Annotated in this window: 22 protein-coding genes; 11 read left to right on the top strand and 11 right to left on the bottom strand. The window is 58.9% G+C overall.

Annotation, left to right across the window (positions count from 1 at the left end; all coding sequences use genetic code 11):
- Positions 1-2 precede the first annotated feature (2 nt).
- Together ACR3EM_RS04050 and ACR3EM_RS04045 are read right to left on the bottom strand one after the other, a co-directional pair.
- Positions 3-2774, bottom strand: a complete 2772-nt coding sequence (locus ACR3EM_RS04050; protein ID WP_480469531.1) for a [protein-PII] uridylyltransferase family protein — start codon at positions 2772-2774, stop codon at positions 3-5.
- Complete coding sequence (locus ACR3EM_RS04045; RefSeq protein WP_480469530.1) at positions 2771-3160, bottom strand: DUF4440 domain-containing protein; 390 nt, start codon at positions 3158-3160, stop codon at positions 2771-2773. Before ACR3EM_RS04045 ends, ACR3EM_RS04050 begins: the two co-directional genes overlap by 4 nt.
- Positions 3161-3305: 145 nt before the next feature.
- Here ACR3EM_RS04045 and ACR3EM_RS04040 point away from each other — a divergent pair, with 145 nt between their 5' ends.
- The 5 genes from ACR3EM_RS04040 to ACR3EM_RS04020 all read left to right on the top strand — a co-directional run bounded on the left by ACR3EM_RS04040 (position 3306) and on the right by ACR3EM_RS04020 (position 7139).
- Positions 3306-3731 (top strand): DUF2852 domain-containing protein, encoded by a 426-nt coding sequence (locus tag ACR3EM_RS04040; protein ID WP_480469529.1) that lies wholly within the window; start codon positions 3306-3308, stop codon positions 3729-3731.
- 63 nt (positions 3732-3794) lie between these two features.
- Positions 3795-4226: an RDD family protein gene (locus tag ACR3EM_RS04035; RefSeq protein ID WP_480469528.1), complete on the top strand. Its 432-nt coding sequence runs from the start codon at positions 3795-3797 to the stop codon at positions 4224-4226.
- A 75-nt stretch (positions 4227-4301) separates the two neighbouring features.
- Positions 4302-5126, top strand: coding sequence for an arginyltransferase (locus ACR3EM_RS04030; protein ID WP_480469527.1), 825 nt, complete (start codon positions 4302-4304; stop codon positions 5124-5126).
- A gap of 5 nt (positions 5127-5131) precedes the next feature.
- Positions 5132-5539, top strand: coding sequence for a VOC family protein (locus ACR3EM_RS04025; protein ID WP_480469526.1), 408 nt, complete (start codon positions 5132-5134; stop codon positions 5537-5539).
- Between the two features lie 241 nt (positions 5540-5780).
- Positions 5781-7139: a dicarboxylate/amino acid:cation symporter gene (locus tag ACR3EM_RS04020; protein WP_480469525.1), complete on the top strand. Its 1359-nt coding sequence runs from the start codon at positions 5781-5783 to the stop codon at positions 7137-7139.
- Between the two features lie 50 nt (positions 7140-7189).
- Here the strand turns inward: ACR3EM_RS04020 and ACR3EM_RS04015 are convergent, their stop codons facing one another.
- From ACR3EM_RS04015 to ACR3EM_RS04005, 3 genes are all read right to left on the bottom strand, one after another.
- Positions 7190-9544 carry a TRAP transporter large permease gene (locus ACR3EM_RS04015; RefSeq protein WP_480469524.1) on the bottom strand — a complete coding sequence of 785 codons (2355 nt, stop codon included), beginning with the start codon at positions 9542-9544 and terminating at the stop codon, positions 7190-7192.
- A gap of 17 nt (positions 9545-9561) precedes the next feature.
- Entirely contained in the window at positions 9562-10488 is a 927-nt protein-coding gene (locus tag ACR3EM_RS04010; RefSeq protein ID WP_480469523.1) for a TRAP transporter small permease subunit, read from the bottom strand.
- Between the two features lie 119 nt (positions 10489-10607).
- Positions 10608-11690, bottom strand: coding sequence for a TRAP transporter substrate-binding protein (locus tag ACR3EM_RS04005; RefSeq protein WP_480469522.1), 1083 nt, complete (start codon positions 11688-11690; stop codon positions 10608-10610).
- A gap of 245 nt (positions 11691-11935) precedes the next feature.
- Here ACR3EM_RS04005 and ACR3EM_RS04000 point away from each other — a divergent pair, with 245 nt between their 5' ends.
- Positions 11936-13369 (top strand): cache domain-containing protein, encoded by a 1434-nt coding sequence (locus tag ACR3EM_RS04000; RefSeq protein WP_480469521.1) that lies wholly within the window; start codon positions 11936-11938, stop codon positions 13367-13369.
- Positions 13369-14013 carry a response regulator transcription factor gene (locus ACR3EM_RS03995; RefSeq protein WP_480469520.1) on the top strand — a complete coding sequence of 215 codons (645 nt, stop codon included), beginning with the start codon at positions 13369-13371 and terminating at the stop codon, positions 14011-14013. Before ACR3EM_RS04000 ends, ACR3EM_RS03995 begins: the two co-directional genes overlap by 1 nt.
- Positions 14014-14087: 74 nt before the next feature.
- On the opposite strand, the gene ACR3EM_RS03990 is transcribed toward ACR3EM_RS03995, so the two are convergent.
- Positions 14088-14513, bottom strand: coding sequence for a bleomycin resistance protein (locus tag ACR3EM_RS03990; RefSeq protein WP_480469519.1), 426 nt, complete (start codon positions 14511-14513; stop codon positions 14088-14090).
- Between the two features lie 3 nt (positions 14514-14516).
- Complete coding sequence (locus ACR3EM_RS03985) at positions 14517-15362, bottom strand: HalD/BesD family halogenase (protein ID WP_480469518.1); 846 nt, start codon at positions 15360-15362, stop codon at positions 14517-14519.
- Positions 15363-15786: 424 nt separating this feature from the next.
- Between ACR3EM_RS03985 and ACR3EM_RS03980 the strand changes: the two genes are divergently transcribed.
- From ACR3EM_RS03980 to ACR3EM_RS03970, 3 genes are all read left to right on the top strand, one after another.
- Positions 15787-17538: an acetolactate synthase 3 large subunit gene (locus ACR3EM_RS03980; protein WP_480469517.1), complete on the top strand. Its 1752-nt coding sequence runs from the start codon at positions 15787-15789 to the stop codon at positions 17536-17538.
- A gap of 67 nt (positions 17539-17605) precedes the next feature.
- Positions 17606-18172 (top strand): acetolactate synthase small subunit, encoded by a 567-nt coding sequence (gene ilvN, locus ACR3EM_RS03975; RefSeq protein WP_480469516.1) that lies wholly within the window; start codon positions 17606-17608, stop codon positions 18170-18172.
- A gap of 282 nt (positions 18173-18454) precedes the next feature.
- The gene (locus ACR3EM_RS03970; protein ID WP_480469515.1) at positions 18455-19180 is read left to right on the top strand and encodes a helix-turn-helix domain-containing protein; all 726 of its coding nucleotides are present in this window, start codon (positions 18455-18457) and stop codon (positions 19178-19180) included.
- A 17-nt stretch (positions 19181-19197) separates the two neighbouring features.
- On the opposite strand, the gene ACR3EM_RS03965 is transcribed toward ACR3EM_RS03970, so the two are convergent.
- The 3 genes from ACR3EM_RS03965 to prfB form a co-directional block, all read right to left on the bottom strand.
- On the bottom strand, positions 19198-19983 hold the full coding sequence (locus tag ACR3EM_RS03965; RefSeq protein ID WP_480469514.1) for a DUF2189 domain-containing protein: 786 nt from the start codon (positions 19981-19983) through the stop codon (positions 19198-19200).
- A gap of 26 nt (positions 19984-20009) precedes the next feature.
- A complete protein-coding gene (locus tag ACR3EM_RS03960) occupies positions 20010-21407 on the bottom strand; it encodes an amidase (RefSeq protein ID WP_480469513.1) in 1398 nt (465 codons plus the stop codon).
- Positions 21408-21587: 180 nt separating this feature from the next.
- Positions 21588-22712, bottom strand: a complete 1125-nt coding sequence (gene prfB, locus ACR3EM_RS03955; RefSeq protein ID WP_480469512.1) for a peptide chain release factor 2 — start codon at positions 22710-22712, stop codon at positions 21588-21590.
- A 77-nt stretch (positions 22713-22789) separates the two neighbouring features.
- Here prfB and ACR3EM_RS03950 point away from each other — a divergent pair, with 77 nt between their 5' ends.
- Entirely contained in the window at positions 22790-23620 is an 831-nt protein-coding gene (locus tag ACR3EM_RS03950) for an aminoglycoside phosphotransferase family protein (RefSeq protein WP_480469511.1), read from the top strand.
- On the opposite strand, the gene ACR3EM_RS03945 is transcribed toward ACR3EM_RS03950, so the two are convergent.
- Positions 23614-26103 carry a penicillin-binding protein 1A gene (locus ACR3EM_RS03945; protein ID WP_480469510.1) on the bottom strand — a complete coding sequence of 830 codons (2490 nt, stop codon included), beginning with the start codon at positions 26101-26103 and terminating at the stop codon, positions 23614-23616. The genes ACR3EM_RS03950 and ACR3EM_RS03945 overlap by 7 nt on opposite strands.
- Positions 26104-26141 lie beyond the last annotated feature (38 nt).

Genomic DNA, 26141 nt, shown 5'->3' with positions numbered 1-26141 from the left:
CTTTACCCTCCCTCAACCACATAGCCGATCAACGCGGCGGCGGTGGTGTAACTGTCCTGCAACGCAGTCTGCAGCTCTTCGACCCGATCGAAACCGGTGGCCCGGCAGAGGAATGCCGTGCCACCCTCTCCAATCGTGTCCGCCTCGATGGCTTTGCCCGAAAGCAGACGCGCCGCGCATTGTACGGACCAGCATAGGGCGTAACAGTCCTTCAGCGTTTGTGTCTGCGCGACCTCCAGCAGCCCGGCAGCGACCGCGCCATCCAGCCCGGACTGTACGTCGCGTTTTGTCATGCCGGACAGCAAGGCTCCGCTCTGGGACAGCAATTCAATATCCATCATCCGTCCGGGACCATTCTTGGCATCCCAGACGCCCGCCGGGGACTTGGCCGCCGCCAGACGGGTGCGCATTTCAGCAACCTCGTTCAGAACCTTGGCCCGATCGCGGGGACGAGCGAGTAGGTCGGTGCGGAAGCTTTCGATGTCCTCGGCCAGCCCGGCATCTCCGGCCACCACATGCGCTCGGGTCAGGGCGAGGTGTTCCCAAACCCAGGCCTCGTTCTGCTGATAGTTGGTGAAACTGCTCCAGCTTGTGGCGACGGGTCCCTGATTGCCCGAGGGGCGCAGGCGCATGTCCACCTCGTACAGGCGTCCCTGCGACATCGGGGCCGACAGCGCGGTGATCAGGGCCTGCGTGAAGCGCGCGTAATAGGTGCGCGTGGCCAGAGGACGCGGACCATCCGACATCTCTTGATCCAGCGGGTCATAGATGACGATCATATCCAGATCGGATTGCGAATTGATCCGCCCGGCCCCGAGCGAGCCCATGCCCAGCACCGCCGCCCCGCGCCCGGGTGCTGGCCCATGTTTTTTGTCGAATTGGGTTTCAACGCAAGGCAGAACCGATGCGATGACGGCCTGCGCCAGTTCCGCGTATTGCTGCCCCGCTTGCGCCCCGCCTATGAGCCCGCGCAGATGGTGGACGCCGATGCGGAAATGCCATTCCTTGCACCAGCGCCGGGCGAGGTCGAGCTGGGTTTCATAGTCATCTTCTGCAGACAAAGCCTGCGTCAGATCCTCCCGCAACGCTGCCTGACCCGGCCATTCGCTGAAGAAGCTACCGCCGATTACCGCGTCGAACACGGCGGCGTTGCGCGACAGATGCGTTGCCAGCGCGTGAGAGGTTCCGACGATATCAACCAGCAGATCGATCAGCTGTGGATTCGCCTCGAACAGCGAAAACAACTGCACCCCGGCGGGGAGGCCCGCCAGAAAGCCATCCAGCGCCATCAGGGCCTCGTCGGGTTTCGCGGTCTTGGCAAGGCGTGACAAAAGCTCGGGCCGCAGACGTTCGAAAATGCGCGCACCGCGCTGCGAGCGCAGCGCTGGATAGGTGGTCCAGCGGGCCAGAACACCCTTGTCGAATTCAACCTCTTGCGTGGCTGCAGGGCGCGGGCTGGCACCGGGGGCAAAGAAGCCTTCGGTCAGTTCATGCACCTCGGTCAGGCGGCGGGTCAGATCGGCCCGCAGCTCGGCGCTGCTGAGACCCATCAGGCAGGCGACCCGCTCAATCCCGTCTTCGGATTGCGGCACCTTGTGGGTCTGTGCGTCATGCACCATCTGGATGCGATGCTCGACCTCGCGATGGGCACGGTAGTGATCGATCAGCTTTTCCGCCACGTCCTCGGGCACCCAACCCTTTGCGGCCAGCGCCGCCAGGCCCGGGACCGTGCCGCGCACCCTTAGATCGGGATCCCGGCCTCCGGCAATCAATTGTCGTGTTTGGGTGAAGAACTCAATCTCGCGAATGCCGCCTTGCCCCAGTTTCATGTCATGGCCGGGGATGGAAAGGCTGCCGCCCGTTCCCTTGTTCTCACGAATGCGCAATCGCATGTCATGGGCGTCCTGAATGGCAGCGAAATCCAGATGGCGTCGCCACACAAACGGGCGCAGCGCCTCAAGAAAACGCTCACCCGCTGCAATGTCGCCGGCGCAAGCGCGCGCCTTGATATAGGCTGCGCGCTCCCATGTCCGCCCGAGGCTCTCGTAGTAGCGCTCGGCCGCTTCCATCGCCAGACAGACCGGCGTCACCGCCGGATCGGGGCGCAGACGCAGATCGGTACGAAAGACATAACCATCTGCTGTCTTATCACTGAGCGTGGCACAGAAATTGCGTGTGGCCCGGACCATGCCGTGCCGGGCGTCATAAAAGTCATCCGGGTCAAAACGCGTTTCATCGAACAGAACGATCAGGTCGATATCCGAGCTGTAGTTCAGCTCATGTGCGCCCATCTTGCCCATCGCCAGAATGACCATCCCGGCAGCCGTCTCGACATCTTCTTCGGTCATGCCGGGCAACTTGCCACGCCGGATCAGAGCAGCGATCTCCGCCTTGGCAGCCACATCTGCGGCCAGCGCGCCGAAATCCGTCAGAGCGCCTGTCACCTTCTCAAGTGGCCATGCCCCCGCCAGATCGGCCAGTGCAGTCAGAAGCGCCAGCCGCCGCTTGGCCAGTCGCAGGCCGGGCCTCAACTGATCCGCTGGCAGCGCACGCGCGGCGGCCATCACGTCCACCAAAGCCTGATCTGGGTCCTGCAACGCTTCGGGCAACCAGTCCCTTTCGCGATCAATCAGCCCTTTCAGATAAGGGCTGGACCCCGCCGTGCCCGTGATCAACTCACCCTGTTCAGTGGTCAGATCCGCCAGTGCGGCGCGGGTTTCCACCCCAAGCGCGGCATCAAAGGCGCGCGGGATTCTGTTGATGGCAAGGCTCATATGCGTTCCAACGGCGTGTCCTGACTGAAGCTGTTGATCCAGTTGTCATGCCGCCGCTCCCACAGCGAGGATATCAGCATCGCCTCGGCCTGTGACGCGCCCGGACGCGTGTAATCCGCGCGATAGCTCAAAAGAACGATGTCTGACGTCAGAATCCGCAGCTTGGCCTCGGACAACTCGTAGGTCGCCATCGTGGGCGCATCGGCGAACTGGCCCACATGATCATCCCGGTTGGCAAAGCCGCTCGGATAGACCCCCAGAAAATCCGGGCTCAACAGCGCCCGGTCAGCCTGGGCGTTGCCATCAACCAACGCCGCCCAGACCTGCTTTTCCAGCGAAAGGATCTGATCTAGCGTCGGAGCGGGTTTGTTTTCAATATCTTGCATGATCAGAAATTGCGCCTGTTCCGCCACGGCGTCAACCGTCGAAAACGGCCATGTAAATCTTTTTCACATTACCCCTTGCATACGCCATTCACCCCTCCCATCTAGGAAATGTGAAGAGCATTTACATCCTGAGTGGAGAGACCTAATGACCGCATTGTCCGAACACGCCGTTCCTGCAAACCCGGGCTGGCTGCACCGCGCCGAGGCCTGGCTTGACAGCAAGGGCAAAGGGGCCTGGATCGCCGCAATGGTCCTTGGCTTTATCTTCTTCTGGCCCATTGGCCTGGCCTTTCTGGCCTATATGATCTGGAGCAAACGCATGTTCAGCAAATCCTGCAGCCGCCGTTCGTCGTGGAACAGTCACATGAGCGCTATGAAACCTTCGGGCAACAGCGCCTTTGACGCCTACAAAGCGGACACTCTGGCCCGGCTGGAGCGTGAGCAGAAAGATTTTGAATCCTTCCTGCGCCGCTTGCGTGAAGCCAAGGACAAGGCCGAGTTCGATCAGTTCATGGACGAACGTGCCCGCGACAATCGCGATGATACAGAAAACGGCGAACAACCCGCCTGATCCTGACTTGCCCTGCCCCGACCTTCGGGACAGGGTGCTTTTGACTAACAACCGGACCAAGACATGACTCACCTGCCCGATCCCGACAGCCAGCCGGAATTCTACCAATCCGTCGCAACCAAGCGTTTCTTCGCATGGCTGTTTGATATCGCCTTCATCTCGCTACTGTGTACCGTCGCTATCCTGCTGACCTTTGGCATGGGCTTTTTCATCCTCGCTCTGATTTACGCCGTCATCAGCTTCATCTATCGCGTCGTGACCATCGCAAACGGATCGGCCACCTTGGGCATGCGCTTCATGGGGATTGAGCTACGCGACGCCTTTGGTGCCCGCATGGATACCGGCAAGGCCATCGCGCACACGGCGGGGTATTTCGTCAGCATGGCGATCCCGGTGCTGCAAATCATCTCGGTCATCATGATGATGACAAGCGCACGCTGTCAGGGGCTTACGGACGCGTTCCTAGGCACCGTGATGATCAACCAGCGGGCCTGAAAAACAACTCTGTGAGTCTCTTGGCGGCGCCGGGAACCGTTGCTATCATCCGTCCCGAGGAAATGCGGGACCTTCATGCGACACACGCTGCCAATCGCGCCACAGTTCTATGTGACCGCCCCCCAGCCCTGCCCTTATCTTGAGGGCAGGATGGAACGTAAGCTGTTCACCGCCCTTCAGGGGGAAGGCGCGGATCAGTTGAACAATTGCCTGTCGCAACAAGGGTTTAGACGCTCGCAAAACGTGCTCTACCGTCCCTCTTGTACCGATTGTTCCGCCTGCCTGTCAGCCCGGATCGACGTGTCGGCCTTCCGCCCCAGCAAAAGCCAGAAACGCGCCGGCAAGCGAAACGGATACCTGAAACGGCGCGCCACTTCGCCCTGGGCAACGGATGAACAGTTCGACCTGTTCCGCCGCTACCTCGACGCCCGCCACGCGGATGGCGGCATGGCCGATATGGATGTGTTCGAATTTGCCGCGATGATCGAGGAAACCCCGATCCGCAGCCGCGTTGTCGAATATGCCGACCCCAAAACCGATGAGTTGATCGCGGTCAGCCTGACAGATGTCCTCGAGGACGGGCTGAGCATGGTCTACTCGTTCTACGATCCCCAGTTTCAGCAGAACTCGCTGGGCACATACATGATCCTCGATCATATCGAGATCGCACGCGAGGCTGGGCTGCCCTATGTCTATCTGGGCTACTGGGTGCCCGGCAGCCCCAAGATGGGATACAAGGCCAAATTCGCAGGCTTGCAGGCCTATATTCAGGGTGAATGGCGGTTGATCAAAAGCCCCAATGAATATGCGCATGCGGCGCATCACCCTCTGTCCTCGGCCCCGATCGCCGAGCAGGTGGCGAATATCCAATTGCCCGACCGACATCCGACCAAAGGCTGACCGGCGTGCGGCAGAGCCTTCATGCGATTACTTTGGTAGTGCCGGATTATGACGCTGCGATTGCGTTCTACACTGGGGTTCTGAATTTTGCACTGACGCAGGATATCGATCTGGGCGACGACAAACGCTGGGTCCGTGTGACACCACCGGGGTCTGCTGGCGCGTCATTGCTGTTGGCAAAGGCGGTCGATGCAGACCAGGCGGCGTCGATCGGGAACCAGACCGGAGGGCGCGTTGGTTTCTTCCTCGAAACCGACGATTTCTACAGGGATCACGCAGCCATGCTTGAGGCTGGCGTTGGATTTGAGGAAGTGCCACGACATGAACCCTATGGAATCGTCGCGGTCTGGCGTGATCCATTTGGAAATCGATGGGACCTCATCGAGTTTTCAGAACCTTCTCTTCTTGATTAAATCTATATTTTTCAGATCTCTAGACACCATCAACAGTAAGTTGCTCAATCATGCGGCAATTTGGAACACCTTGCGTAATTTTTAGGCAGTTGAAAATTGACCTAGGGTCACCAAGTTAACCGAACTTCTTGATGCTCAGTCCAGTTCTGACGCCTACAGCAAACTATCTGCTGTCAGGGCTGGTTTTTTATTACTGCAACAGACTTCCCACTCTGTTGCAGAGGTTTTGAAGGAGGGGAAAATGGTAAACGCCATGCGCCGACTGGTCTCGGCCAATCTGACGACCCAGATCCTGATCGCCCTGGCCCTTGGGTCGGTTTTTGGGCTGGTTTTGAATTATTTGGATATCTCGGCCCTGAACACCACGTTGGTGGAAGGAGCGCTGTCGATGCTCGGCCAGATGTTTTTGAACGCCCTGCAGATGCTGGTTGTCCCGCTCGTCGTGTTCTCGTTGCTTTGCGGAGTGGTCGGGATCGGAGACGTCAAGCTTTTGGGTCGCGTGGGCGGCATGACGTTTGTCACCTATCTGGCAACCACCGCACTGGCCGTAACCACTGCGTTGATGTTCGCCAGCCTGATCGGCCCCGGCAAAGGCTTCGAAAGCTTGTATCTTGCCGGAGACGGCGTGACAGTAGCCAACCCGCAGACCACGTGGGAGATTCTGGCGAATATAATCCCCAAGAACCCGATAAACGCACTAGCCAATGGCGAGATGCTGCAGATCATCTTTTACGTAATGGTGGTTGGCATTGCGGTTCTGATGATGGGCAGCCGTGCCAAAGCTTTTGTCGAAGGCTGTGAATTCATGAATGAACTGGCGATGAAAATCGTCAAGATCGTCATGGCCTTTGCTCCTGTCGGTGTATTCAGCCTGATCGCCAAGACCTTTGCGATGGAGGGCTTTGGTCTGTTCGGCCCGGTAATCGGCTATCTGACCACGATCAGCCTGACGCTGGTGTTCCACCTCTGTGTCACGTTGATGGCCCTGCTCTATTTCACAACGGGACTCAACCCGCGCACCTTCCTGCGCAAGATGCGCTCGGCCCAGGTGTTTGCGTTTTCGACATCCAGCTCGAACGCGACGATCCCGGCCAGCCTGCAATGCGTGACACAGCGCATCGGCGTGGATCGCTCGGTCGCTTCATTCGGCGTCCCTCTGGGGGCGACGATCAACATGGATGGCACCGCGATCATGCATGGCGTGGCCACCGTGTTCCTTGCCAACGCCTATGGCATGGATCTGGGGCTGAGCGGCTATCTGACCGTGATCTCGATCTCGGTCCTGGCCTCAATCGGTACCGCAGGTGTGCCGGGCGTGGGAATCGTGATGCTGGCGATGGTTCTGAACCAGTTGGGCATGCCGCTGGAGGGTATCGGGATCATTCTGGCCGTCGATCGTATCCTCGACATGATGCGGACAGTTGTGAATATTACCGGCGATGCGGTTGTGACCACCATTGTCGGGCAAAAGGTTGGGAAGCTGGACAAGACCGTGTTCGACAACCCAAAGGCCGGGACGTTCGATACCGCCGATCTTGGGATCGACCACAATGTCGAACAGGAATTTGCCAGGCTGACACACCCTCAGCCACAAACCTGACACGAAAAAAGGAGGCCCCCGCGGGGCCTCCTTAACGTTTGATTTCCGGATCAGTTCGGGATCAGATCGGGGACGATGGTCACAATCGTCGGGAAGAACCACAGGATCCCAATGCCCACCACCTGAATGATCACGAACGGCACGATGCCGCGATAGATATGGCCTGTTGTAACCTCTTTCGGTGCAACGCCCCTCAGGTAGAACAGCGCAAAGCCAAACGGTGGCGTCAGGAACGAGGTCTGCAGGTTCACTGCCACCATGATCGTCACCCATTTCGGATCGAACGATCCGCCATAGATCACCGGGCCCACGATGGGGATCACGATGTAGATGATCTCAAGGAAATCGAGCACGAAGCCCAGAATGAACAGCACCAGCATCACGATCAGGAAGACCGTGAACTCGTTGTCGAAACTGCGCAGGAATTGCTGGATATAGTGCTCACCCCCGAACGAGATCACCACCAGGTTCAGCAACTGCGAGCCAATCAGGATGGTGAAGACCATTGAGGTCACCTTGGCCGTCTCACGCACCACGGGCGTGAGAACCCCGCTGGCGAACAGTACCCAGCAGCCGAACAGCAGACCGAACAGCGCATAGAGATAGGCCGAATAGGCGATGATGAAGGCGATCCAGCTTTCAACCGAGACATTGCCCTGGTTGATACGCAGATCGAAGTTCACGCCCATCAGCAGTGCGATGATCACGGCGAAGGTCGACCAGATGATCACCTTGCCTGACCGCCCCTGATCCTGAAGCTTGCGATAGGCCGCCAGCATGATGGCTCCGCCCGCGCCCAGCGCCGCTGCGGGCGTCGGGTTGGTGACACCGCCAAGGATCGACCCCAGAACCGCGATGATCAGAACCAGCGGTGGAAAGACCACGCGGATCAGATCATTGGTGGCGCAGCGCGCGGCCGCTTCTTTGCAGCCGTACATGGCGATTGCAAAGGGTATGGCCAACAACAGGAACGTCGCCCCCGATGAAGTTGTTGGCGCAATCAGCAGCACATCGACCAGCAGCATAAGCAACAAGCCGATAGCACCCACAATCAGTGGCTGCGGCGACCGCGACGGCGCAATCCCGCGGCCCAACACCAGTGTCAGACCCAGCAGGATTATGATCACGGCTACGCCGTTTCCAATCGGCGCGGCGGCGGCGATCTTGGCCTCTTGCGCAGCGGCCAACTCCTCTTCGCTCAGACGCTGCGCCTCAGAAGCTCCGCCCGCGGCATCAATTGCTTCCTGTTCGGTCACAGCCTGATCCCAGGCGGATTGGCCATGCAGCTCGATCATCGAGGCTTTGCATTCCTCAGACACATTGGTGCGCAGCGATGCGCCCTGCCCGATATCCGAAAAGGCCGAAACCGAGACATTCTGGCTGCCGATCACGCCCGCGCTGCCCAGAAGCATCGCACCTGCGATCAGAGCCACCGGAGCACCCAGCAGCCAAGTCAGGCCCTCGGACCGGGTGATGGTCTCACCAGACCCGCCCGACAATTCAACCGCCGGAGCCTTTTCCGGGTTCAACAGCGCATAGCCAAAGGCATAGAGCGCATAGAGCAGCGCCAGCATGATCCCCGGCAGCAGAGCCGCCTGGAACAGCGTACCCACCGAGACAACGGCGGGCTCACCCAGATAGGTCAGTGCGTCAGTACACCCCGCCTCAACCGCGCGGGTTTCCTGTGCGGTTGAATAGAGGTCACCTGCCAGCGTTCCCAGAAGAACAATCACGATGGATGGCGGAATGATCTGCCCCAGCGTACCCGAGGCTGCGATCACACCCGTCGCCAGTTCTGGCGAATAGTTGTTGCGCAACATGGTCGGCAAGGCCAGCAGGCCCATGGTGACAACTGTTGCGCCCACGATGCCGGTCGACGCAGCCAGGAAGGCGCCCACAACCACAATCGACACGGCCAGACCACCGGGCAGCGGGCCAAACACGCGCGCCATCGTGGTCAACAGGTCGTTTGCGATCTTCGACCGCTCCAGCGTGATGCCCATCAGCACGAACATCAGCACTGCCAGCAGGGTTTCAATCGACTGCCCGGCCAGAACCCGTTCGTTCATCCGGTTCACGATGAAGGAAACATTCCGGTCCAGCGCTGTTTCCCAACCCTGCAAAAAGACCGGCTCACCTATCCTTGGCAAATCCGGGTATCGGAACACGGATATGACATCCGGTTTGACCCCGGTATTTACCAAGTCGCGGTAAGCTTGTGACCCGGTGTCGATCGCCTGATGGATCAACAGCCCGGCGCTGTCCAGCGCGGCGATGATCCCAAAGGAAATCACCCCGGCCCCGCCAATGGCGAAGGCAACGGGGAAGCCCGAGAGGATGCCTCCGAAAAGGCAGAAAAATACGATAATGAGGCCTATCTCGACGCCATCAAGTCCGAATAGCATTGTCTGGTTCTCCGTCCCTAATGCGCGCCTTCGTAGGCTTCTTCACCCTCACCAAGGCTGTCCTTGTCGAGGTATTTTCCAATGCTTTCCGGCCCTTCCACATATTCCAGATAAGACCGATACAGGAACGCGATCGCGTGCAGGAACACCATCGCGGCAAAGGCCACCAACAGAATTTTGAACAGGAAATAAGCGTTGAAGCCGTTTGGGCTGAACCCGATGGTTTCAACGTTCCAGCGCAACGCGCGGGACTTGGCGATCAGCCGGTCCAGAGTATCGCTGGCCGAGGGCTTCGGCACAATCAGGTGCCGCCACATGAAGTACCAGCCATACATCCATGTCAGCACCGCCATGGGCATCATGAACAGAACCGCCCCGCACATGTCGACAACGCGCTTGGCGCGATGGCTGATACCGGCATAGATCAGGTCAACGCGTACGTGACCGCCCTGCACAAACGTGTAAGTGCAGCAAAGGCAGACCACCATGGCGTTATAGAGTTTAAGTTCTTCTGCGAACCAGCTGATATCCATCTGAAAAGGGATACCCAGCCCAAAAGACATATCCGGGCGTGTAAACACCCGCTGCATGAAAACGATAACGATCTGCTGAATGACCATCAGCAGACCCGCCCAGGCAAAGAAGCGACCCGTTGTGTTGGCAAATCCTTCCAACACGCGCACCATTCCCCACATGAAGTTCCGGTAGTAAAGACCAATAGCCGTCAGCACCAGAAACAGCGCGAAGATCACGAAGAAGAACTCGACCGAACCGCCGTAATAGACAAAGCGCATGATTGCTTCTTTGTCCGACCAGTTCAGCCAGAGCTGCGGATGCGTGATGGCGTATCCGAAATTATAGAAGGCTTCGGCAATGTTCTGAATGAACCAGACCAGTCCATTCCACAGGGCGCCGAAGAACGAGATACCGTTTTCGTCCTGCATGTTGTCCCCAGGTCGCATCGGTTGCACGTTTCATTATTGCGGTATGTCCGAACCGCTTATGTGCAACGGGAAAGGCTCCCCCGCCGAACGGGGGAACCGATTGCATTGAGCGGGAGTGCTTAACCGCGCACGCGGTCGCGCTGTGCGGTGTAGACACCCGACGACAGGTTGTTCCAGCCCGACGACGCCGCCATCGACTCCATGGCGCTGTCGTGGATCCGCTTGAACAGCTCGTCGCCCATGTTCTCGTCCAGCACTTCCTGGCTGGCCTGACCGAAGGCATCCCAGACGCTGTCGGGGAATTCCATGACCTTGACACCACCGGCCTGCAGACGCTGCAGCGCCGCGCCGTTGTTGGCCAGGAATTGCGCCAGGTTCCACTGGTGCGCTTCGGCAGCTGCGATCTCGATGATCTTCTGCTGAGCAGCGGACAGGCTGTCAAATACTTCGCGGTTGGTGGCCAGCGACAGACCCGCACCCGGCTCATGGAAGCCTGCAGTGTAATAGGTCTTGGTGATTTCCTGGAAGCCCGCTTTTTCGTCGGCCCACGGACCGATCCACTCGGTACCGTCAATCGCGCCGGACGACAGCGCCTGATACACTTCCGAGCCCGGAATGTTCTGAACCGATGCACCCAGTTTGCCCAGTGCCTTACCGCCCAGACCCGGCATACGAAACTTCAGACCGTTGAAATCTTCGGGGCTGTTGATCTCTTTCGAGTACCAGCCACCTGCCTGCGCACCGGTGTTACCGGCCAGGAAGGATTTCAGGCCGAAGATTTCGCCCAGTTCGTCATGCAGCTCCATACCGCCGGCATGGTAGTACCAGTTCACCAGTTCCTGCGCGGTCATGCCGAACGGAACAGCGGTGAAGAAGGCATAGCCCGGATGCTGACCCACAAAATAGTAATCCGCCGCGTGGTACATATCGGCCTGACCGGACGATACCGCGTCGAACACTTCGAACGCACCAACCAGTTCACCGGCGGCTTTGATTTCAACGTTCAGGTCACCATCCGACATTGTAGTGATGCTGTCGGCACAACGCTGCGCGCTGTCGAAAACGCCCGCAAGGCCACGGCCCCACGAGGTGACCATGGTCAGCGTCCGCTTGCCCTGCGCATAAGCGGGCGCGGCCAGAGTGGTCGCGGCAGCAGCCGAGCCGCCCAGTGCTGACGTTTTCAGAAACTTACGACGATCCATATGAGTGTTCCTCCCCTACATATTCATTACCCGGCTGATGCCGGGCCGATCGTTTCCAGTGCGCGTCAGCCTAATTGCAAGCACATGAATGTGAATACCTACTACTACGTAGCCGAGCCGATTTTTCCGCGCTCGGGGCATAAATCAGGCCGATTTCACCTGCCCCTTCTTAAAAATCGAGTGCCGGGACCACTGATCGCCCAATCTTTTTGCAATTTCCTGGCAGCTTGCGTATCGATTCGACCATGAGAGGATTCCGAAATCTCATCTCGCTGACCTATGCGCAGAAACTGTCGCTGGTCGCTGCTATCCCGCTGCTTGCAGCGGTGGCTGCGATTGCGCTGGTGGTCGCCTATGAATCCCGTGCAACCGCCGAACGCGAGATACAAGCCCTCGAACGTCGTCTGATCGAGGCCAAGAAGGATGAACTGCGCAACTATGTGACTCAGGCCCGCAACGGGTTTGCCTATATCTACGGTCGCGCCTCGCCAGATGATGAAGTTGCAAAGAACCTCGTTACACAGATCCTGTCGGCGATGATCTATGGTAAGGACGGGTTTTTCTTCGTCTACGATTATGACGGCAACAACCTTGTCAGCCCGCGCCAGACCGAGTTCATCAACCGCAACTGGTCAGATCTGACCGACAGCGACGGCATACCGATCGTGGACGAGTTCATCACGCTCGCCCGTCAGGGTGCGGGCTGGCACAGCTTCATGTGGCAAAAACCCTCGACCGGGGAAGAGGCGCAGATGATTGCCTATGTCGTCGGCCTGCAGGATTGGCGCTGGGTCGTCGGCACCGGCGTCTTTATTGATGATATAGTCGCAACAGTCGCTAATGCACGGGCCGAAGTCGAAGCGCGCGTTCAGCGCACCTTCCTCTATATCGGAGGCATCGTTCTGGCTGCCGTGCTGATCGTTTTCGCCTCAGGCATGTTGCTGAATTTCCGTGAGCGCCGTCTGGCCGATGCCAAACTCAAAGAGCTGACCCAGCGCGTGTTCGACGCGCAGGAAGAAGAACGCGGCCGCGTGGCGCGCGAACTGCATGACGGCATCAGCCAGATCCTCGTCGGTGTCCGCTATGCGCTGGACAACGCCCGCCGCCGCTTGACCCGCGGCGACGATACAGGTGCGCAGGAACCATTAGAGAAAGGCATCGACAATCTGGGTACCGCGATTACCGAAGTGCGCCGCATCAGTCGCGATCTTAGACCCGGCGTGCTGGACGATCTGGGCCTCGGCCCCGCGCTTAAGGCGCTGACCGACGATTTCCGCGAACGCACAGGGATCGAGACCGAGTTCACCACAGTGGTGTTCCGCAACCGGCTGGATCAGGACAGTAAGATCGCGCTCTACCGGATTGCCCAAGAGGCGCTGACCAATATCGAGCGTCACTCGGGCGCGACCCGTGTTACAATCGACCTGCGCGGCCACAAGAAAGGCGCCACGATGCGCATCACGGACAATGGCTGCGGGCTGCGCAGCGAAACGGACAGCACCTCCACCGGTATCGGCCTGCGCAACATGCAGGAACGGATAGAACAGCTTGACGGTTCGCTTCGCATTCTGTCATCCCGCGGTCAACGCAGCGGCACCGTGATCGAGGCCAGCCTGCCGCTCAGCCACCTGCTGCCACCGCAGGAAGACGCAACACCGAAACGAAAGGCCGGTTCCTGATGTCTGATTCGATCCGGGTTCTTATTGTCGACGATCACCCGATGGTGGCTGAGGGCATCCAATCTCTGCTCGAAGGCTATGACGAGATCGAAGTGGTCGGCACCCTCTCCAACGGTCAGGAGGCGGTCGATCAGGCGACACAGCTGGAACCGGACGTAATACTGATGGACCTCAACATGCCAGGTCTCAGCGGGCTCAGCGCAACCGAACTCATTCTCGAACGGGTGCCCGACACGCGCATCCTGATCCTGTCGATGCATGACAGCCCGGAATACATCTCGACCGCGCTCAGCCACGGGGCCAAGGGCTATGTGCTCAAGGACGTGCCCACTGAAGAGATCAAGCAGGCCATCGATGCGGTGATGCGCGGCGAGCGCTACCTCTGCACCGGGGCCAGCGGATCGCTGGAGCCCAAGGACGGCAACACCCGCGAGGCGCTGACAGGCCGCGAACAGACCATTCTGCTGGAACTGGCGCAGGGCAAATCCAACAAAGAGGTCGCGCTGGCGCTGGATATCTCGGTACGCACCGTCGAGACCCACCGCAAGAACATCAAACGCAAGCTTGGCATCTCCTCCACCGCGGGCCTGACCCGCTATGCGCTAGAACATGGGGTGCTGCAAGGCACCAGTCCCGGGTTCTGACCGCAGCGCGGCACGCGCTGCCCGGCCCAACCGGAGGAGGCGCGCCGAAGGCGCTTCGACGACGGGCGGGAGTGCTACCCGCTGCCGCGCGGGCTGATGCCTTCGCCAAAAAACACCAGCGTCCCGTCCTCGTCGATGACGTGGAACTCGCGCTGTCGATAGGGTTGATCGAATGGAGGCCGCACGCGCCCCTCGGGCAAGTCCTGCAAACCAGGACGCAGCTTTTCATACAAAGCGTCAATCCCTTCGACATCGATATAGAAAGATTGTTCGTCACCCAACGGACGCCCATCCGGGCGCGGCGGGCATTCCAGCAAACGGATGGCAACCACATCAAGCCGCAAGAAAGCATAGTTGTCCTGCTTGAAGGTGCAGGTAAATCCCAACCGAGTGCAATAAAACTCGATTTGCCTGTCCAGAGACGAGCACAGCACAAACGGTGTGAGTTGCAATATCCGCGCCATCTGATCCTCCCGATCCAATGGCTGAAACTCTAGCATGACTCAGTCGATAAGTTGATCGTTTCGCAATCCTTCACGCTCATGATGATGCGGCAATACGCGGCCGTATAGTTGGCGGGTCCGCTCGACTCCCCCACACATGCCTTCAGTTTCGACAAACGAAAAAATCCCGACATACCGCTTGCGCGGGCCGCTGACCGGTGCCACCCGGTGCAGTGAATACCGTCCCCGGAATATCTGCAGATCGCCGGGCTGCAGTTCAAGCGTATGAACTCGCGCCATGTTGCCATCCAGCACCGCCGCGACATCCGAAAAATTCTCCTCATCTGCGCTGCGAAGGTTGGGAGCATACTGAAACGCCCCGCCCTCTTCCCCATTCTGGATCGCCAGCGTGACCGTGTAGTTGTTGGTGTCGAAATGCCAGGGAAAGCCCTGCCCCTCCTCGACCACGTTAATGATCACATCGGCCAGCGGATCATCATATCGAAAGAACCGATCCTCGGGTTCGTTCAGAGCGGTCCGGATGAAGGGCATAAACTCTTCAAATTCGTAAATCCGACGCAGGGGACCATTTTTGGCAAAGTTATCCGCTGGAACAAAGGCGTTTGACCGGTCGTAGAAACGACGTATTGGATGGCCGATCCCGAAGCGCGGATCATCCTTGGTGAAATAGGCGTTGGTCCGGTTGAACGAACGATGCGCCTGCGGGGCGGTAGCTTCGGCTTCACGCACCAGATGCTCCAACCCGGCTTCGTGCACAAAACCGGGCAACACCGCACAACCGTCCTGATCAAGCTCTCGCCGAAGATCCTCGATCATTCGGTTATACGCCCAGGATCCCGGGCAATCGATCGGGTATCGCCCGAGATCCACCAGATCGTGCAGCATCACTGATCTCCTTTTTTCGTGCGGTTACAGACAAGCGTGACGCAGACAGGTCGACCGATCATGCCCGTTTCGGACATCGCGTTGACGCTTTCAGACCTCCGCATCCTCTGCCAAACCAGTGAATAACTTCGATTTTTGGCGGAAATTCCCAACATGCGTCAAAATGCGCAATAATATGTCGCAAAATACCGCCTCCGAGTTAGAAAATTTGAGCAATTGCCTGTTGACGCCCCCGCGCGCCCCTCATAATGTCCCTGCACGCAAAGAAGGAGCCTCTGGCGATGAGAACGCTAGTCGTAATCGTAGGAACCAAGCGCATGGGCCGGTAACGGTAAACCATAATCGAACCCATGCGCCTCCGAAAAATCTCGGGGGCTTTTTTTATGCAGAACGCAAGACACATGTCGCGAACGGAGCAAAGCAGATGACACGTGAGATGACCGGCGCAAAGATGGTGGTTCAGGCCCTTAAGGATCAGGGCGTGGACACGGTATTCGGATACCCCGGTGGCGCCGTCCTACCGATCTATGATGAGATCTTTCTGCAAAACGATATCCGTCACATTCTTGTGCGGCACGAACAGGGCGCGGTACACGCAGCCGAAGGCTATGCGCGGTCCACCGGCAAACCGGGCGTTGCGCTGGTGACGTCTGGCCCCGGCGCGACCAATGCGGTGACCGGTCTGACCGATGCGCTGATGGATTCGATCCCGATCGTTGTTCTGACCGGTCAGGTGCCGACCTTCATGATTGGCTCGGACGCGTTCCAGGAAGCCGACACCGTAGGCATCACCCGCCCCTGCACCAAGCACAATTGGCTGGTGAAAGATACCGACTCACTGTCCGGCACCCTGCACGAGGCCTTCCACGTCGCCACGTCGGGCCGCCCCGGCCCCGTTCTGATCGACATCCCCAAGGATGTTCAGTTTGCGAATGGAGAATACAGCGGACCGAAGCCTTCAACCTCACATTATCAACCCGTGCTCAAAGGTGATCTGGAAGAGATCACTGAACTGGTTGCCGCGATGGAGACCGCCAAGAAGCCCGTTTTCTACACCGGCGGCGGCGTCATCAACTCTGGCACCGCGGCCAGCCAGTTGCTGCGCGAGTTGGTGGATGCGACCGGCTTTCCAATCACTTCGACTCTGATGGGGCTCGGGGCTTATCCGGCTTCAGGCAAGAACTGGATCGGAATGCTGGGGATGCATGGCCTCTATGAGGCCAACATGGCGATGCATGATTGCGATCTGATGATCAACATTGGTGCTCGCTTTGACGACCGGATCACCGGACGGATCGATGCGTTCTCGCCGAATTCGGTCAAGGCGCATATCGATATTGACCCGTCCTCGATCAACAAGGTCATCCGTGTGGATATCCCGATTGTCGGTGACGTTGCCCATGTTCTGGAAGACATCCTGAACATCTGGAAATCGCGCGGCCGCAAAACCAACACGCCAGCTGTTGCCGAATGGCAAAAGCAGATCGATGACTGGCGCAAGGTGAATTGCCTGGCTTTCACGGCCAGCGAGAAGACCATTAAACCGCAACACGCCTTACGGCGGCTGGAAGAACTGACCAAGAACCACGACCGTTATATCACAACCGAAGTTGGCCAACACCAGATGTGGGCCGCGCAATATCTTGGCTTCGAAGACCCCAACCGTTGGATGACGTCTGGCGGTCTGGGCACCATGGGCTACGGCTTCCCGGCCTCGATCGGCGTGCAGATGGCGCATCCGGATGCGTTGGTGATCAACGTGGCGGGCGAGGCTTCGTGGCTGATGAACATGCAAGAGATGGGCACCGCCGTTCAGTACCGCCTGCCGGTGAAGCAGTTCATCCTCAACAACGAACGCCTGGGCATGGTGCGCCAGTGGCAGGAGTTGCTGCATGGCGAACGGTACTCGCATTCGTGGTCCGAGGCACTGCCCGATTTCGTCAAGCTCGCCGAAGCGTTTGGTGCCAAGGGCATCATCTGTTCTGAGCCCGCCGATCTGGATGACGCGATCATGGAGATGATCAACTATGACGGCCCGGTGATCTTTGACTGTCTGGTCGAAAAGCACGAGAACTGCTTCCCGATGATCCCGTCGGGCAAAGCCCATAACGAGATGCTGCTTGGCGAAGCCGAGACCCAGGGCGTGATCGATTCCAAGGGTTCGGTTCTGGTTTAACAAAATTCGACGAATTTTGTCGGGCGCTTCGGTGCCCGACCATCGCAGGATGATGAAAGGGACATAAATGTCTGCCCTACAAATCAAAAAAGGCGCAACCCGCCATTCCGCATACAACCTACGCCCCACTTTCTCGGACGTACAGGAGCAGCACACGATCGCCGTTCTGGTCGAAAACGAGCCCGGCGTATTGGCGCGGGTGATCGGTCTGTTCTCGGGCCGCGGCTATAACATCGAAAGTCTCACCGTCGCCGAGGTGGACCACACCGGACATCTCAGCCGGATCACCATCGTGACCACCGGCACGCCGCAGGTGATCGAACAGATCAAGGCACAGCTGGGCCGGATCGTTTCGGTGCGGGATGTGCATGACCTGACCGTCGAAGGCTCATCAGTTGAACGCGAACTGGCGATCATCAAGGTCGTCGGCGAAGGCGACAAACGGGTCGAAGCGCTGCGTCTTGCGGATATCTTCCGTGCCAATGTGGTCGACAGCACCCTGAATTCGTTCATCTTCGAGATCACAGGTGCGCCAGACAAGATCGACGCGTTTGCCGATCTGATGCGGCCCCTGGGTCTTGCTGAAATCGCGCGCACTGGTGTTGCTGCCTTATTGCGTGGCGATAGAACCTGAAATCCGGTCTCTCTGCCGCATCATGCGCGGCTCGATCACTGAAATAACCGCGCGAACGCAAACGCGCGGCTATTTTCATCACATCTAGACCAGAACATGAAAAAGATCAGACAAGTTAGCCAAAACCCTATTGATTTTGGCACACGTCACGTTAGCGTGTAGCGTGTAGCGGCGTGCAATCAGGCCTCCGCTAGGGTCTTCGTTACGATTTCTGACTGACATTCGGCCATTGCGCCGATGTGATCGCGTTTTACTAAAAACCAGCAGAATCCCGGGACGAACGTGACCGATACCATCCGCAACCCCGCCGAATTGCGCAGCATGTTTGGCGAAAACCTCAAACAGCTTGCGCGCAGCTATCCTTCGGTTTCGGAACTCTGCCGCCAGTTGGGCATCAACCGGACACAGTTCAATCGATATCTGGGTGGCGAAAGCTTTCCGCGACCCGACGTGCTGGATCGGATTTGCCGGTTCTTTGCCGTGGATGCGCGTATCCTGCTGAAACCTTTGGAAGAGATTGAAACACCCCCTGCGCACCCGGCGTCCGACACCATCGACCGCTTTCTCGCTGCCGGAACCAACGCGCTGTTCGCACCCGGTTTCTATCACGCGATCGAGGCAGATCTGAACGGAAGCGATGCCGCACGGCACCAGCTGCTGCTTGTGCGCCGCATTGGCCATTGCGCCCTGCTGCGCGGTTATGAGCCGCACTCAGCGATGCCCGGTGAACCCGCCCCCGCGCGCGAGCTTCAAGGGGTTGTCACGCAATCCGGTACGCAGATCTGCGCGCTGATGTCCCGTCAGGGCGGGCGGGATTGCCGGGTGATGGTAGTGACGCCACAACCCTCGGACACCGAGTTGCGGTGGCTGGGTTATCTGCTGCGGCTACCAGACCGACCTGCCCTAGGTCCGAATATTCAACGGCTGGAACTACGTCACCTCGCGTACGATCTGTCTGCAGCCCTGCGTCTAAGACGCAGAGCACCGCACGCCCCAGAAGCGCGCTGACACATCCGGGCCTGTATTCAGGCCGCTTCGTCTGCCACTGCGTCTTCAGTGATCAGCCGATAGAGGCGCCAACTGGCGTGGCCCATCAGCGGCAATACCACCAACAAACCCAAAAACCACGGGATCATTGCCAGAAAGGTGACAATGGCAATGAAAGCGCCCCAGCCCAACATCACGCCTTTATTTGCAGCGACATAGGCATAGCTCGATATCATCGCGGTGACGAAATCCAACTCACGATCCAGCAACATCGGGATCGACAGAACCGTGATCATGTAAAGCAGGATCGCAAATATGGCCCCGACGACTGTCCCGATGGCCAGCATGGACAATCCATTTGGTGTCAGAAACACCTCAAACGACGATGAGATGTTGGTCATCGTCGACAGCCCCATGAAAAGTGCAAAAATCATGTGCCCGAGGAAAAACCAGAACAGGAACATCACCACGATGATGGCACAGATCGACGGCAGCTGCCTGCGGCTTTGCTGCACGACAACCCCAAAGATCGCACCAAAATCCAGCGGTTCGCCCTGCTCAAGTCGGTGAGAAACTTCATAGAGACCCACGGCGGCAAACGGACCGATCAGCGGGAACCCGATCGCGGCGAGTACCAGCCAGAACGAGGTTCCACTCTGCAGTGTGACCCAGGCCATCACCCAGCCCGCCACCACGTAGAACCCGGCAAACAAAAGACCGAAGACCGGCGCGCGGCGGAAATCCTGCCAACCCTGACGCAGCGCGTCCTTCAGCATGGCTGCGTCAACCGCTTTCATTGTTGGAACACCAAAAGGCTTATCCATTCTCTGTCTCTCCTCCCGTGACCGATCTAGTTGGTCGGTCTTTTCTGTGGCCAGCACGTCGCCTCATGATAAGCTGCCCCGACTGCCAGCATTCGCGCGTCGGAACCGCGTGGCCCGAATAGCTGCAAACCCATCGGCAATCCCTGCGCGCCAAACCCGGCTGGCACCGCCAGACAGGGCAGACCCAGCAAACTGACCGGAGTAACCACCTGCATCCAGCGGTGATAGGTGTCCATCACCTGTCCTGCGACCTCGGTCGGATATGGCTGGTCGATATCAAAGGGCCAAACCTGAGCCGCCGGAAGTACCAGCGCATCATAGCTTTCAAACAGCGCCGCGGACTGCCGAAACCACTCCGACCGTGTGACACTGGCATGATGCACGTCCATCGCGCTCAGCGCCAATCCACGCTCCAACTCCCATTGCGCACTGTCCTTGAGTGAGGCTTTCCGGTCCGACAAGGCTTCCAGCCCTGTGGCTACGCTCCAGGATCGCAAGGTAATCCAGCTGTCCCAAATCCGTTCGGCGTCAAATGGCGGGGCAACCGACTCAATACGCGCCCCAAGCTGAGCAAATACGTCCAGAGCGTTCTCACACAGCTCTGATATTCCAGCCTCATAAGGAAACGCGCCGCCCCAATCGCCCAGCCATCCGATCCGCATGCCTTTCAGGTCGGCCTTCGAAACCGTAGAGACATCATCGACATCAAGGCTCAGCGGCATCCGCGAATCCGGGCCCGAGATTACATCCAGCAAAATCCCGATATCCTCCGGGCTGCGTGCCATGGGGCCAAGGGTCGATAGCTGGTGCAGATAGCTGTCCCCGACAGGTTCAGAGGGCACCCGCCCCCAGCTGGGCCGAAACCCGTACACATTGTTCCACGCAGCCGGGTTGCGCAAACTGCCCATCATGTCCGACCCATCGGCCAGCGCTACCATGCCAGTGGCCAAAGCCACCGCCGCACCACCGGATGACCCACCACAGGATCGCGCCGGGTCATACGGGTTGCGCGTGGCGCCATAGACCGGGTTGAACGTGTGCGATCCCAACCCGAACTCGGGCGAGTTTGTCTTGCCTATCAGAATCGCGCCAGCCGCCCGCATCCGCGCTGCGATCAAGTCATCAGACTGCGGAACGTGGTCCTTGAACAGCGGCGAACCTTGTGTCGACACAACCCCGGCCACGTTCACCAGATCTTTCACCGCAATCGGCAAACCATGCAACGGCCCTCGGATCGGGCCGTCATCCAGCGCCTGCGCCTCTGCCAGCAACGCCGCTTCATCCCGTAGCGCAACGATCGCATTTACGCGGCCATTGACCTCAGCGATCCGATCCAGCGTCGCGCGCATAACCTCACCCGCAGAGATCGAGCGCTGCGCAAGGGCGCCCAACAGGTCTGTGGCAGAGGTTTGGCTCAGGTTCATAGGCAGGCTCACATCAGGCTTTCGCCGCTCAGCCTAGCCAAGCCGCCTCACCATTTAAACCCACTGTTTCAATGTATCTTTTCCCGACCAGAGGCGCGAACGGGATCCCGCTTCATCTGGCCCAAAATATCCCGGGGGAGTCGCGGCCTGCCGCGACGGGGGCAGCGCCCCCTGCCCGGCCTAGTCGCCCTGCGCCTCGGACCGGGATTTACCCGCCACATTCAAAGCCAGCGTCGCCGCCATGAACCCATCCAGATCGCCATCCAACACCCCTTTGGTGTCTGAAGTCTCATGGTTGGTCCTCAGATCCTTGACCATCTGATAGGGCTGCAGCACGTAAGACCGGATCTGGTTGCCCCAGCCCGCGTCCCCCTTGGCTTCATGCGCCGCGTTGATATCCGCGTTCCGGCGATCCAGCTCTTGCTGATACAGCCTCGATTTCAACGCCTTCATGGCAATGTCACGGTTCTGATGCTGCGATTTCTCGGAACTCGTCACCACAATCCCGGTCGGGATATGCGTGATCCGCACCGCCGAGTCCGTCGTGTTCACGTGCTGTCCCCCCGCGCCCGAAGACCGGTAAGTATCGATACGAATGTCGGAGGGGTTCACCTCGATCTCGATATTGTCGTCCACCACCGGGTAGACCCAAACCGAGCTGAACGAGGTATGCCGTTTCGCAGCCGAGTCATAAGGAGAAATGCGCACCAGCCGATGCACACCGCTCTCCGACTTCAGCCAGCCATAAGCGTTATGCCCGGAAATCTTATAAGCGGCAGATTTAATCCCCGCCTCTTCACCGGCTGTCTCGGATTGCAGTTCGACCGTATACCCCTTCTTCTCGGCCCAACGCACATACATCCGCGCCAGCATCGAAGCCCAATCACAGCTCTCTGTGCCGCCCGCGCCCGAATTGATCTCAAGGAATGTATCATTGCCGTCGGCCTCACCATCCAGCAGCGCCTCAAGCTCTTTCTTGGCGGCCTTGGCCCGCAACGCCTTGATCGAAGCTTCGGCGTCGTCGACGACTTCCTGATCTTCCTCCATCTCGCCAAGTTCGATCAGTTCGATATTGTCGCTCAGATCGGTCTTGATGGATTCATATGTCTCGATGGCATCAACCAGCAACTGCCGCTCGCGCATTAGCTTCTGCGCGTTCTCGGGGTTATCCCACAGGTTCGGATCCTCGACGCGCGCGTTGAATTCCTCCAACCGATGCGGCGCAGTTTCATAGTCCATGCGCTGCGCCAGCAGCTCCAGCGACTTTTCGATTTCCGCCACGATGTTCTGGGTTTCGGCGCGCATGGTCTTGTCCCAACTTGCTCAATCAGGCCTGCGTGATAGCAAGAGGTGCGGGCCACCACAAGACAGGCAGGATCGGAATGCAAAGCGCTGCGGAAAAGATTGCGGATGCGTGGGGCCTGAGCTTCGTGTCACATATCGCTGACACCGGTCACGCTCAGCTTTGGCAAGTTCAAACAGCCAATGGTCCTGCAGCGCTGAAACTCTATCGCCGCGAAGATCGGGGCAACGAGGCGGCTGGCACCGACCTCCTCAGGCTTTGGCAAAACCGCGGCGCGGTCACGGTTCTGGCAGAGGAGAACAATGCCGTGCTGATGGAGTGGCTGGAGGGGCCATCGCTGGGCGATCTGGCCCGCGCCGGACAGCCCGATACCACCCTCGCCGCGCTGGCTGAAACCGCGCGCCGCCTGCATCGTGCGCCAGTGGTCAAGGCGACACGGCTGAAACCGCTGCAGCAGGTGTTTGACCCGCTACTCTGCTGCGAGTTTGCACCGAACTGCCTCGTGCCGTTTCGACATGACATGGTCCGGGCTATCGACTTGGCGCGCGCCTTGCTGGACAACCAGCCCGAAGCAGTACCGCTGCACGGGGACCTACATCCCGACAACGTAATACTGACCGCCAAGGGGCCGCGGGTCATAGACGCCAAAGGCTATCTGGGTGATCCCGCGTTTGAGCTTGCCAACGCCTTGCGCCACCCGAAGGGCATGCCCGAACTGGTGCGCCAACACGGTCAGATCCACCGATGCCTGACCCTTTATTCCGATGCTATGAACGTCAGTGCTCAGCGGCTCGCAGAATGGGCCGCCGTGAAATGTGCGCTGTCCATATTCTGGCGCGCCGATGGGAAAATCGAGACCGACCATGAGGCCGGTCTGCTTCATCTTTTGCTAGAGATCACAGATCAATAAAGACCGCCGCCCTGCAGGTCACCCTGACTGGCGTTGGGACCAACCGTAATCGTGTTGCCGGTCGAGGTCGTCACTTGGCGACCGCCTCGGGTGACTTCTTCAAACAACGGCAATTCCGATCCAACGGCAAAGCCACCGTCATAGACGCGGTCGATAAAGCCGTCGACGCCATCGCGGAAATACTCGGCGACAACGTAGTCACCCGATGCATCTGCCGGCAGGCGTGCACCGCTGAACCGGTCGATCTTGATGAACTGCCCACCCGGAGGCACTTCGAACGGGCCGCCGCCATATTTCTCGACGGCTTTTTCCATGAAACTCTGGAAGACCGGGCCGCACATGGTGCCGCCATAGGCCCCCCGCCCCATCGGGCGCGGGCGGTCGTAGCCGATATAGCAGCCGGCAACGATGTTCGAGGTAAATCCGATGAACCATGCATCCTTAGATTCGTTGGTGGTGCCAGTTTTGCCTGCTGTCGGCACCGGCAGATTGACGACGCTGGATGCGGTTCCCCGATCCACCACGCCCTTCATCATCGAAGTCAGCTGATAAGCGGTGATCGCGTCCATTACCTGACTGCGATCCGTGATGATCTGAGGCGCTTCGTCCGGTTCCAGCCCGCTCGAATTGCAATCCAGACATTGCCGGTCATCATGGCGATAGATCGTCTTGCCATACCGGTCCTGAATGCGGTCGACCAGGGTCGGTTCAACCCGTTCACCACCATTGGCGAACATCGCATAAGCCGCGACCATCTTGTAGAGCGTGGTTTCCTCGGACCCCAGTGAGTTCGCAAGGAACGCCCCCATCCGGTCATAGACGCCGAACCGCTCGGCATAGCCTGCGACCACCGGCATCGTCACCTCTTGCGCCAGACGAATGGTCATCAGGTTCCGCGACTGTTCGATGCCCGTACGCAAAGGCGTTGGCCCATAGAACTTGTTCGACGAGTTCTTTGGCCGCCACAGACCCTGCGGCGTATTCACCTCAATCGGCGCGTCCACAACGATCGTCGCCGGGCTATAGCCACTGTCCAGTGCGGCGGCATAGACGAAGGGCTTGAAACTCGACCCCGGCTGGCGCTGCGCCTGTGTGGCGCGGTTGAACACGGTGTCCTGATAGGAAAAGCCGCCTTGCATCGCCAGAACACGGCCCGAGTTCACGTCCATCGCGACAAAGCCACCCTGCACTTCGGGCACCTGACGAGCGGACCACTGGCCCTCTTCCCCGGCCATAACCAGAATGACGTCGCCGCGTTTGAAGTTGTCCTGGAAATTGCCCTGCATCCACTGGATGTCAGACCGCGGAATGGCGCCGTCAGCGGGGCCATCCTCGATACCAACCGTCAGGGACTGATCGGCAACGTTCAGCACCACCGCCGGGTACCACTGCGTCGGCAGCACCACGTCGCGTGGAATTTCCATGATCGCCAGCGCCTCGCGCCATTGCGCCTCATCCGCCAGCTTCTCTTCCGGGATCAAATCACCTGTGCCACGCCAGCGTCCGCGCGAGCGGTCGTATTTCTGCAGCGCTGTGCGCAAGGCCTTGGCGGCCTCGACCTGCATCTCTTCATCCACGGACGCGCGCACGGTGAAACCGCCGGTAAAGAACTCGCCTTCGCCGAAGTCCTCGCTCAACTGGCGGCGAATTTCATCGGTGAAGTAATCACGCGGCGGCAATGCGGTGCGGAAGCTCTCAAAGTCACCGTTCTGGACCGAACGCAAAGGCATCTCGACCTCAGACTCATAGGTCGCCTGATCGATATAACCGTTCTGCTGCATCTCGCGCAGCACATAGTTACGGCGGTTCAGCAGGCGTTCTTTCTGACGAACCGGGTGGTAATCCGACGGCGCTTTGGGCATCGCCGCCAGCATCGCGGCCTCATGCGGGGCCAGTTCCTGCAGCGTCTTGTTGAAATAGGTCTGCGCCGCGGCGGTCACGCCATAGGAGTTCTGGCCCAGAAAGATCTCGTTCATATAGAGTTCGAGGATCTGTTCCTTATCCAAGGTATCCTCAAGCCGCGTGGCAAGGATGATCTCCTTGATCTTGCGTTCAGCCCGGCGGTCACCGGACAGCAGGAAGTTCTTCATCACCTGCTGGGTAATCGTCGACGCCCCGCGTACGGTTTCCCCCTTGGTACGCACCGCCTCGACCCCGGCGGCAACAATCCCGCGTGGGTCATACCCCTGATGGGTATAGAAATTCTTGTCTTCCGCCGAGATAAAGGCCTGCTTCACCAGATCGGGGATTTCCTCGGATGGGGTGAACAGGCGGCGTTCCTGCGCGAATTCGTCGATCAGCTGGCCTTCGCCCGAGTATATCCGACTGATCGTCGGCGGTTTGTATTGCGCCAACGACTCATGGCTGGGCAAGTCGCGCCCATACATCCAGAACACCGCGCCAACAACCAGCGCGGCCATAAATATACCCAAAGTCACGAGGCTGAAGATCGCCCCGAAAAACGAAAGAACAAACCGGATCACGTTACTGCCTTTTTTTCGCGGTGACGCCTATATAGGGA

Source organism: Ruegeria sp. AH3 (genome assembly GCF_056536265.1).
This window is presented reverse-complemented; position numbering and strand designations above follow the sequence as displayed.

Bases quoted from the DNA above. Each gene is read 5' to 3' on its own strand.
- ACR3EM_RS03965 (WP_480469514.1), bottom strand. From the start codon at position 19,983: ATGGATAAGCCTTTTGGTGTTCCAACAATGAAAGCGGTTGACGCAGCC.
- ACR3EM_RS04015 (WP_480469524.1), bottom strand. From the start codon at position 9,544: ATGCTATTCGGACTTGATGGCGTCGAGATAGGCCTCATTATCGTATTT.
- ACR3EM_RS03995 (WP_480469520.1), top strand. From the start codon at position 13,369: ATGTCTGATTCGATCCGGGTTCTTATTGTCGACGATCACCCGATGGTG.
- ACR3EM_RS04035 (WP_480469528.1), top strand. From the start codon at position 3,795: ATGACTCACCTGCCCGATCCCGACAGCCAGCCGGAATTCTACCAATCC.
- ACR3EM_RS03990 (WP_480469519.1), bottom strand. From the start codon at position 14,513: ATGCTAGAGTTTCAGCCATTGGATCGGGAGGATCAGATGGCGCGGATA.
- ACR3EM_RS04030 (WP_480469527.1), top strand. From the start codon at position 4,302: ATGCGACACACGCTGCCAATCGCGCCACAGTTCTATGTGACCGCCCCC.
- ACR3EM_RS03950 (WP_480469511.1), top strand. From the start codon at position 22,790: ATGCAAAGCGCTGCGGAAAAGATTGCGGATGCGTGGGGCCTGAGCTTC.
- prfB (WP_480469512.1), bottom strand. From the start codon at position 22,712: ATGCGCGCCGAAACCCAGAACATCGTGGCGGAAATCGAAAAGTCGCTG.
- ACR3EM_RS04000 (WP_480469521.1), top strand. From the start codon at position 11,936: ATGAGAGGATTCCGAAATCTCATCTCGCTGACCTATGCGCAGAAACTG.
- ACR3EM_RS03980 (WP_480469517.1), top strand. From the start codon at position 15,787: ATGACACGTGAGATGACCGGCGCAAAGATGGTGGTTCAGGCCCTTAAG.
- ACR3EM_RS04010 (WP_480469523.1), bottom strand. From the start codon at position 10,488: ATGCAGGACGAAAACGGTATCTCGTTCTTCGGCGCCCTGTGGAATGGA.
- ACR3EM_RS04045 (WP_480469530.1), bottom strand. From the start codon at position 3,160: ATGCAAGATATTGAAAACAAACCCGCTCCGACGCTAGATCAGATCCTT.
- ACR3EM_RS03985 (WP_480469518.1), bottom strand. From the start codon at position 15,362: ATGCTGCACGATCTGGTGGATCTCGGGCGATACCCGATCGATTGCCCG.
- ilvN (WP_480469516.1), top strand. From the start codon at position 17,606: ATGTCTGCCCTACAAATCAAAAAAGGCGCAACCCGCCATTCCGCATAC.
- ACR3EM_RS03960 (WP_480469513.1), bottom strand. From the start codon at position 21,407: ATGAACCTGAGCCAAACCTCTGCCACAGACCTGTTGGGCGCCCTTGCG.
- ACR3EM_RS04050 (WP_480469531.1), bottom strand. From the start codon at position 2,774: ATGAGCCTTGCCATCAACAGAATCCCGCGCGCCTTTGATGCCGCGCTT.
- ACR3EM_RS04040 (WP_480469529.1), top strand. From the start codon at position 3,306: ATGACCGCATTGTCCGAACACGCCGTTCCTGCAAACCCGGGCTGGCTG.
- ACR3EM_RS04020 (WP_480469525.1), top strand. From the start codon at position 5,781: ATGGTAAACGCCATGCGCCGACTGGTCTCGGCCAATCTGACGACCCAG.
- ACR3EM_RS04005 (WP_480469522.1), bottom strand. From the start codon at position 11,690: ATGGATCGTCGTAAGTTTCTGAAAACGTCAGCACTGGGCGGCTCGGCT.